General features: G+C 45.3%; 6 protein-coding genes. 1 reads left to right on the forward strand and 5 read right to left on the reverse strand.

What is annotated here, in order from left to right; translation table 11 throughout:
- Window positions 1-348: 348 nt before the first annotated feature.
- The 5 genes from ilvN to PHP87_RS09060 all read right to left on the reverse strand — a co-directional run bounded on the left by ilvN (window position 349) and on the right by PHP87_RS09060 (window position 8311).
- A complete protein-coding gene (ilvN, locus tag PHP87_RS09040; RefSeq protein WP_011641527.1) occupies window positions 349-831 on the reverse strand; it encodes an acetolactate synthase small subunit in 483 nt (160 codons plus the stop codon).
- Between the two features lie 2 nt (window positions 832-833).
- Complete coding sequence (gene ilvB, locus PHP87_RS09045) at window positions 834-2522, reverse strand: biosynthetic-type acetolactate synthase large subunit (RefSeq protein WP_299920526.1); 1689 nt, start codon at window positions 2520-2522, stop codon at window positions 834-836.
- Between the two features lie 204 nt (window positions 2523-2726).
- Window positions 2727-4388, reverse strand: coding sequence for a dihydroxy-acid dehydratase (ilvD, locus tag PHP87_RS09050; RefSeq protein ID WP_011641529.1), 1662 nt, complete (start codon window positions 4386-4388; stop codon window positions 2727-2729).
- A gap of 184 nt (window positions 4389-4572) precedes the next feature.
- Window positions 4573-5451, reverse strand: a complete 879-nt coding sequence (ilvE, locus tag PHP87_RS09055; RefSeq protein WP_011641530.1) for a branched-chain-amino-acid transaminase — start codon at window positions 5449-5451, stop codon at window positions 4573-4575.
- 856 nt (window positions 5452-6307) lie between these two features.
- The gene (locus PHP87_RS09060; RefSeq protein ID WP_011641531.1) at window positions 6308-8311 is read right to left on the reverse strand and encodes a hypothetical protein; all 2004 of its coding nucleotides are present in this window, start codon (window positions 8309-8311) and stop codon (window positions 6308-6310) included.
- Window positions 8312-8635: 324 nt separating this feature from the next.
- Here PHP87_RS09060 and PHP87_RS09065 point away from each other — a divergent pair.
- On the forward strand, window positions 8636-9324 hold a 689-nt coding region (locus tag PHP87_RS09065), incomplete at its 3' end, for an HD domain-containing phosphohydrolase (RefSeq protein WP_299920529.1).

Genomic DNA, 9324 nt, shown 5'->3' on the forward strand with positions numbered 1-9324 from the left:
TCAGATTCTCCAGATTGGCATCTGCATCATAAAACATTCTAGCCATTAATATAACCTCCTTTAAATTTTGATTTTGCTGCAAAAAGTTAATAATATTCATTGGTTTGTATAAATATACCGCTCGCAGTCTTCGCATGGGCAACACCTGCGGCTTGTCTCGCAGCTCAAGGGGTACCGCGCTAATCTCCCGTCCTGGTCAGCAGCGCTCTCGCGACATCCTGTCGCTCGCCCCCTTTCGCCTGCTCGCCTTCGCCGGGTGTTGCATCCCATGCTTCGCCAACGCTCGCTTTGTATATTTATGCAACCCTTCTGAATCAAAAGGTTTTTTGCAGTGGAATAAATTTTTAATTACTTGCCTCCGCGAATCATGGCGATCTTGCCGGTTCGCACCATTTCGATTATACCGAAAGCGCGGAGGGAATCCTCTATAGCTTCAATTTTTCTGGAATCTCCGGTGACTTCTATTATCAATGAATCCCGACCAATGTCTACTATACGTGCTCGAAATATATCCACTATCTGTACAATCTCAGCCCGGACACTGTTGTCGGCTTTAACTTTGATTAAAACCAGTTCGCGGTCAACTGATCGGGCATCGGTAAGATCGTTTATTTTAATTACTTCGATAAGTTTATACAACTGCTTGGTTACTTGTTCGATTATCCTGTCATCTCCGGTGACTTCTATGGTAATGCGGGAAATCGCTGGGTTTTCTGTAGCCCCCACCGCCAGGCTCTCAATGTTGTAGCCTCTCCGGCGGAACATGGTGGTGACCCGGGTTAGGACCCCAGGACGATTTTCTACGGTAACCGCCAAGGTATGTTTCTTCATGATTAATCCCCCCCCAGCATATTCATAAGGGATCCACCTGGTGGTACCATGGGATAGACATCAGCTTCTCTCTCTACCCAGAAATCCAGAACCACCGGGCGATCCTTAACTTTAAGGGCTTCCTCCAGGGCTTCCCTAACCTGGGACGCTTCTTTGATACGCCGGCCTATGGCCCCGTAAGCTTCAGCTATTTTTACAAAGTCCGGTTGATGGCTCATATCAGTATAGGAATAACGCCCTCCATAAAATAAACCCTGCCACTGTCTAACCATACCCAGGAAATGATTGTTCAAAATACAGATAATAATAGGAAGCCGGTATTGTACTGCGGTACCTAATTCTTGTATATTCATTTGAATGCTACCATCACCAGCGATATCTACAACCGGCAGATCGGGACAGGCAATTTTGGCGCCGATGGCGGCCGGGAATCCATAACCCATGGTACCCAATCCCCCGGAACTTAAAAAACTGCGGGGATGCTTATAGTGATAATACTGGGCGGCCCACATCTGGTTCTGCCCTACCTCGGTACAGATAATGGCCTCCCCCTGGGTTAGAGAATAGACTTCTTCGATTACATGCTGGGGCATTATCCTTCCTTCAGAGGAATCCCCATAGCGTAAGGGATATTCCTCTTTCCAGCGGTGGATGGTTTCATGCCATTCGTTTAATTCCTCCGATTCGATTGCTTCCAGCCGCTGGTTTATAGCCGCCAGCACTTCCTTGACCTGCCCTACGATGGGGACTTCCACCTCCACATTTTTCCCAATTTCGGCAGCATCTATGTCAATATGAATCACCCGCGCATGGGGGGCAAAGGTATCAATCTTACCGGTAACCCGGTCATCGAAGCGCACCCCTACCGCTATAAGCAGGTCACACTCACCAATGGCATAATTAGCGTAACGGGTTCCGTGCATGCCCAACATCCCCAGAGAGAGATAGCTGTTGCCGAGAAATCCCCCCATCCCCATTAAGGTAGTGGTAACCGGTATTTTCCTTTTCTCCGCCAGTTCTCTCAGCTCTTCCGCCGCATTCGAAGAAATAACTCCTCCGCCAGCATAGATTACCGGGCGGCGGGCTTTTTGAATATAGTCTACGGCGGTAATCACCTGGTTGGAATTGTATCCCTTTACTACGCGATAACCCCTTATGTTAATGGCTTCTTCCGGGTACTCAAAATCTATTTCCTTTTCCATTACATCTTTAGGCAGGTCAACCACCACCGGACCGGGCCGGTTGGTACGGGCAATATAAAAGGCTTCCTTCACTATCCGAGCTAGATCCTCCGTCTTCTCCACCAGGTAATTATGTTTCGTTATAGGAAGGGTTATACCGGTTATATCCGCCTCCTGAAAGGCATCTCTACCGATTAAAGAGGTTCCAACCTGTCCGGTAAAACAAACCAGGGGGATCGAATCCATGTAGGCAGTAGCTATTCCGGTAACCAGATTGGTTGCTCCCGGACCTGAGGTTGCTATGCAAACACCTACCCGGCCAGTTGCCCGGGCATAACCATCAGCAGCATGGGCGGCTCCTTGTTCATGTCGGGAAAGGATGTGCCTGATCTCTGATTTATACAGGGCATCATAAATGGGTAAGACCGCTCCACCCGGGTAACCAAATACGGTATCCACTCCTTCCTTTTGCAAACACTGCAGTAAAATCTCGGCTCCTTTTAATTTCACCTAGCTCACCTCCGCTTTATTTTCTATAAAGTAAGACTTGCTTCAGGTGGAGTTTTAACTCCATCTGAAGCTTAGTCGCACTTATCCAGAAACTTTGTCGCTATTACTCCCGACTATAGAGGCGGGAGTCTTAGAGCGAGTTAGTCATCGGATAAAACAATAGCGGGCTTTCGATGGCCCGCTATTATTACCAATTATAATGGGTTAGTTTTTAAATACGGCCCCGGTACTGGCTGATTGTACCATCCTGGCATATCGCCTCATATATCCAGTTTTTATTCGGGGCTCCGGTACTTTCCAGAGTAGCTTCCTCTCCCCGAGAGTTCTCTCATCTACCAGGAGTTCCAGCCGGCAGGCCGGAATATTTATTCGAATAAGGTCTCCTTCCTCTACCAGGGCTATCAAGCCTCCAGCAGCAGCTTCAGGTGATACATGGCCAATGGAAGCTCCCCGGGTAGCTCCAGAAAAGCGGCCATCAGTAATAAGGGCCACTTCCTTATCCAAACCCATTCCAGCTATAGCCGAGGTTGGGGTCAGCATTTCCCTCATCCCCGGTCCCCCTTGTGGTCCTTCATAGCGGATAACTATTACATCACCGGCTTTGATCCGGTTGTCCAGTATGGCTTCCACCGCTTCTTCCTCGCTGTTAAATACCCGGGCCGGCCCTTCGTGCTCCATCATTTCCGGGGCTACTGCCCCCTTCTTTACTACGGCTCCTTCCGGGGCCAGGTTGCCGAAGAGTATAGCCAGTCCTCCGCTTTCACTGTAGGGCTCATGCAGGGGACGAATTACCGAATAATCACGGACTGGTGAATTCGCAAAATTTTCGCCCATACTGCGGCCGGTTACGCTAATACATTCCCGGTTTATCAAATCTTTTTTATCCAACTCATTAAATAGGGCTTGTATTCCACCCGCCTGGTAAAAATCCTCCACATGATGCTCCCCGGCCGGGCTAAGCTTGCAGAGGTGCGGGGTAGTTGCACTCAATTGGTTAAACATCTCCAGATCTATCTTTACCCCGCTTTCCGCTGCTATAGCCAGCAGGTGCAATACGGAATTAGTGGAACATCCTATGGCCATATCCAAACGAATCGCGTTCTGAAAGGCTTCCGGGGTCATGATATCCAGGGGGCATATATTCTTTTCCCAGAGCTCCATTACTTTCATACCGGCTTGCTTGGCCAGCCGGATGCGCTCAGAAAATACCGCCGGTATAGTTCCATTACCCGGCAGACCCATACCCAGAGCTTCCGTAAGACAATTCATGGAATTGGCCGTAAACATGCCGGAACAAGAGCCACAGGTGGGGCAGCCGTATTCTTCCATTACCTGGAGTTCCTCCAGGCTCATGCGCCCGGCGGCAACTGCTCCTACTCCCTCAAAAAGCTGGGTTAGGCTTAGCTTTTTACCTTTAATAGTACCTGCCAACATGGGACCGCCGCTAACAAAAACGGAGGGCAAATTTAAACGGGCTGCCGCCATTAACATACCAGGAACAATCTTATCGCAATTAGGGATAAACACCAGAGCATCAAAAGCGTGCGCCGTTGCCATTACTTCCACACTATCAGCAATCAATTCCCGGCTGCCCAGGGAATACTTCATCCCTATATGATTCATGGCAATACCATCGCAAACTCCAATGGTCTGAAACTCGAACGGAGTTCCCCCGGCTATACGCACACCGGCTTTTACCGCCTCCGCAATCTTATCCAGGTTAATATGGCCGGGTACTATTTCATTCCGGGAATTGACTATGCCTACAAGGGGACGATCTATCTCCTCGTCAGTCAAGCCCAGAGCTTTGAAAAGTGAACGATGGGGTGCTTTTTCCAGACCTTTTTTCACCTTGTCGCTTTTCATGCTTTAATCCTCCTCAAAAGGCTTACATAAAACTGGTGATAGTGCAGTAAATTATTATACTGCAAAGAAACTATTAGTATTTTGCAATCCTTATGCCATAAAAAGTAGTTTGCCATTACATCAGTGAATAAAATTCAGGGCCGGCAGAAACTTATTTATGAAACAACCCCGAACCGTATCATGCTTATTTAAAGATCAAGGCTTCAGGTTCTTTAACGATTTCTCTAAACTGCTGCAGTAGTTTATGGAATATCGGTCCCGGTTTACCATCAGCTATTACTCTGTCATCTACTTTTACTACGGGAATCAACTCCGCAGCCGTACCGGTCAAAAATACCTCATCCGCTACAAAAAGGTCATAGCGGGTAAAGGTGGTTTCCTGCACATCAATACCTTCTTTTCGGGCTATAGCAATTACTTCGTTGCGGGTTACTCCTTCCAAGAGGCCCAGATGAATGGCCGGGGTTTTAAGTATCCCGTTTTTTACCATAAAAATATTATCTCCAGTACATTCAGCTACATAGCCTTCCTGGTTAAGCAGAATGGCCTCAGGCACACCCGCCATATTGGCTTCTATTTTGGCCATAATATTATTAAGATAATTTAGTGATTTGATACGCGGATTAACCCCTTCCGGGCCATTCCGGCGGGTAGGTACGGTAATGACATCCAGACCCTTCTCATACATCTCCTCCGGATAGATGCTTATCGAAGACGCAATACATACGACCGTGGGGACCGAGCACTTACGGGGATCAAGACCCAGGTCGCCTTTGCCCCGGGAAACAACCACCCGGATATAAGCATCCTTTAAGTCGTTTTGGCGGCAGCTTTCTAGGATTATTTCCGACATTTGTTCCTTGTTCACCGGAATCTCCATATTTACGGCTTTGGCTGAATCATAAAGGCGATCAACATGATCCTTTAAGCGGAATACACTGTTATGATAGGCCCTGATTCCTTCAAATACGCCGTCACCATAAAGAAAACCGTGGTCAAAAACCGATACCTTGGCCTCCTCCTCATCCACAAACTTTCCATCGAGGTAAATCTTTAATCCCATCACCAACACTCCTATTTATTTTTATTTAAAGATTGATTCCGCTGCAAAAAATAATAATTTTGCATTTGCTTGCATAAATATTCCGCTCCAGCGTCCTTAATAGCGACCGCAGGGAGCATCAGTTGTGCCCGACAGGGCGCTACGCATGGGCAACACCAACGGCTCGTCTCGCGGCTCAAGGGGTACCCGAAGGGTGAAGCATCCATGCTTTGCCAACGCTCGCTTTGCATATTTATGCAACCCTATGCAATAAAAAGGGGTTTTTGCAGTAGAGTCAAAGATTACAAAAGATAAAAACAATGCCCCCGCGCCATGGGGGGGTTAGTCAGATTTAAAAAAGAATACAAAAATACCCTCTCTTCCCCACCAGGGACGAGAGGGAGCTTCCCGCGGTACCACCCTGCTTGCCACATCGGGGGATGTGGCCTCTTGCAGCATATTAATCCTAATAATGCCAGGTTTTTAACGGACACCTTTATCCGGCAACACCTACTGAGCTCATGGCCTTTCAGATAGCGACTCCGGGATGAGCACCACATGAAATTTTGTACCGGCTCTCACCTTGCCCGGCTCTCTTTCATCAAGTGATTTCATATGTCCGTTCCCTTCATTGCCTATTTGCAAATATTTAATTATCTATAACGAGGCAAATATGTCCCCCGCATCCTTAATAGTGAGCGAAGCGAACATCAGTTGTGCCCGCAGGGTGCTTCTTTAAGCGGTCGGGTTCTAATTTAGAAAACAGGCGGCGGGTTCTAATCCCCCGCCTTGTTGCAGCGGTATGTTGAAACTGCTCCGCAGTTTCTCCCGATGCTTAAAAGTATATTGAAAGTATTAGATGCTGTCAATATGCTGTTTAAATTTTCCCTTCTTTCCCTTGCTCAACTTTGCGCATATATTCCTTCAGGTTAATTCTTTTTTGTTGGCCAGGCACCAGGCCTTTCTTCTCTCGCTGTCCTATTTTCTTGAACATGGTCCACAGTAATCTTTTGCCCTCTTCGCTCTGAGAAGCTTCAGATGGACTCATTCCACTTAAGGTAGATAGATGGGAATTATACCACTTATTAAGGTACATTTCTTTCAAGGCCTTTTCTAAGCCGGGATTTTCCCTGCTAATCTCACTGCTCAAGATGTCGAAGAAACCTTCTGTTTTCAGTTCCATACCATCATACTCCAGGTATTCATAAATCTCTTTTTCTAAGCTTTGCCGGGCTTGGTTGAGATCAAGCTCACCAAACGCAGAAATGCTTAACCAGTTTGGACCCAAAATATACTCAGCGAAAAACGCCGGGGCACCGTTTCGATCTTCCAACTGGTAATAAACCCGGTAATCAACCGTTGTCTCAATTTCTACCAGAGATAATTCTCCCATTCTCTGCCAAACCTTCTTGTAATCCTTTACCAGGTAGCGAGCACTGATGAAACGCATACCGTCATCAAATACCTGTTCACCCTCTTGATCAACTAAAACATCTTCAAAGTAAACATAATTACCACCCAGATAGCGGTAAGCTTTTAAGAGGCTGACTTCATACTCTCCGCGATAAATAACCGGAATGCCCGAGAGAGAAATAAAGAGCTTATGGATTTCCGCTACAGTTGATTGTTCGCGGGATATGACGACAAACTCATCACCATTAATTATCATGTCTGCAATTACCCCGGTAAAAAAAGATACCCCATGGTTAAAATTGTCTTCAAAACAGGTTAGTCGCATATGAATGCCATAAGGAAGCTCTTCCATCTCCCTTATGTTGTCTATTTTGTCGAGAACCAGGAAAAACTCGTCCATGTCCGTTATTTCGTATACCCGGCAAAAGACATTGGCTTCGAGGGGATTGGTAAGGTTGGTCCTGGTTTTTGCCTGAGACGGCAAGCTTTGAATATCTACAATAGACCAGTGGCCTGATTCTACTTTTACTAAATAAAAACAATAGGAATGCTGCTCTAGTTCATGATCCTTTAGACCAAGAGAAGAAGCGATTACTCTGGCATGTTTGCCGGAAGCGTAAACCTCCTCAACCTGCCCTTCCAATAGTGTTTTCCCCAGCTTTAAAAAACCATCAAATTGCTGTAAAGCTTGAGGGGTATGGCTGGTACTTATCAAGGATAGAATATAGCTTAAATCTTGATATTTCAAAGCATAAAAGAAGCTGTTTACCAGTTGTCGTGGTGTGAGCCGGGGGGATATTCTATGCAAAAGTTCTCTTTCCTGAATTTCACTGATTGTGGTGCTATGACTCAAGTATTTTTGGTATAAGAATCTACCAACCGAAGGTCGACTCATATGACGAAGATTTAAAGCAAAGGCCTGCGAGATTAAGAGAGAAGCCTCGTCAAAACTTAATTCCACCATCTCTCCCAAAACCTGGCGGTCATGCTCAAACTGGGCCAGGGGCATATTTTCCACCAGGAAAAAACTGTGTAAGCCATCCGCATTAAAGGTCAGGTAAAAAGACTCAACATGAACCCCTTTTCCAGAAGCTTTCCAGGCAATATCAAGGCTCAGCCTTCCGGTATGGCGGCTGCAAGTGGCGTAAGCTTTTAATAAGGATCCTTGGAAAAATATAGGTGAACTAATGTCCAGGCCAGCCATGCTGAATTTTTCTAAAGCTCGAGCACATAGAGATTCCATTTCACTACCGTATTCCGCTTTTAACAGCTGAAAGAATTCCACTATCTCATCTTCATAAAAAGCTGACAAGCCTTCAATAACCTGAGCGCGAATATCGTAAGGGATTTCTTCGACCATTTCCAGAATAAAGAGCCGTCCTTCATTACTGCCTGCCATTTTTTTTATCTCATCTGCCAAGTTTTTTAATATGGCCCTGGGAAAAGCTACTTGTCTTTTCTTTTTCATGTTTCTCCTCTGTTTTGCTTTTACTAGTAATTTATCATTTTACTCTCTTCATCGCAAATAAGAATAAATGCCCGATAGTGGGTAAAAATTGAGCTTTACTTAAATACCGCATTCTGGCAAACTATAATAATTGTTTAATATTTAGGATATGAGCAGGAAGTCTTTTAAAAAAGTCGAATTATCCAATACCCGGTTTAGCTGCATATATGATATATTTACATAAATCTGACTTTTATTTTATTTCCCAGATGCAGCTTACGAACTTCTACTTACAGGCACTGGTATGCTCCTTACAAGGTAAATTATTAAAACAGGTGAATTTTTATGCGCAGGGTTTCTATATATGAATTGGATCCGGGAATGATAGTAGCACGAGCCATATTTAACAGTGAAGAAAGGGTGCTTTTACACGCTGGAGTAGAACTCAACGAGAAATATATCCATGGCTTGCAAAAGGCAGGAGTTATGTCAGTTTATATACGAGATGAGCTTTTTGATGAATCAGATGCCGTAAGCGATATAATTTCTGAAAAGACTCGTTTAAAAGCAATAAGAACTCTCAAGGAAAGCTTTAATTTGCTGGAAAAGAAACACCAACTTAATTTGCATGCTGTAAAAAACACCGTAGACGAAATAATTGACGAAATAATAGCTAACCCCAATACCCTGGTCAGTTTAACCGATATTCGTTCATTTGATGATTATACTTATGCTCATTCGGTAAATGTAGGTGTTCTTTCGATAATGAGTGGCGTTAGTCTGAATTATGAACGAAGCCAGCTCAAGGAATTGGGTGTAGGCGCCTTGCTTCATGATATAGGCAAAATAAAGATAAACAAAAACATTCTCAATAAACCCGATGACCTTAGCCGGGAAGAATTTGCAGAAATTAAGCAGCATGCAGGCCTTGGGTTTGATATTCTCAGGAAGCACAATGTTCTTTCCCTTCTTTCCGCTCACATCGCCTTTCAACATCATGAGCGCTGGGATGGCCAGGGATATCCCCGTCAACT

Source organism: Syntrophomonas sp. (genome assembly GCF_028707975.1).
GTDB lineage: Bacteria > Bacillota > Syntrophomonadia > Syntrophomonadales > Syntrophomonadaceae > Syntrophomonas.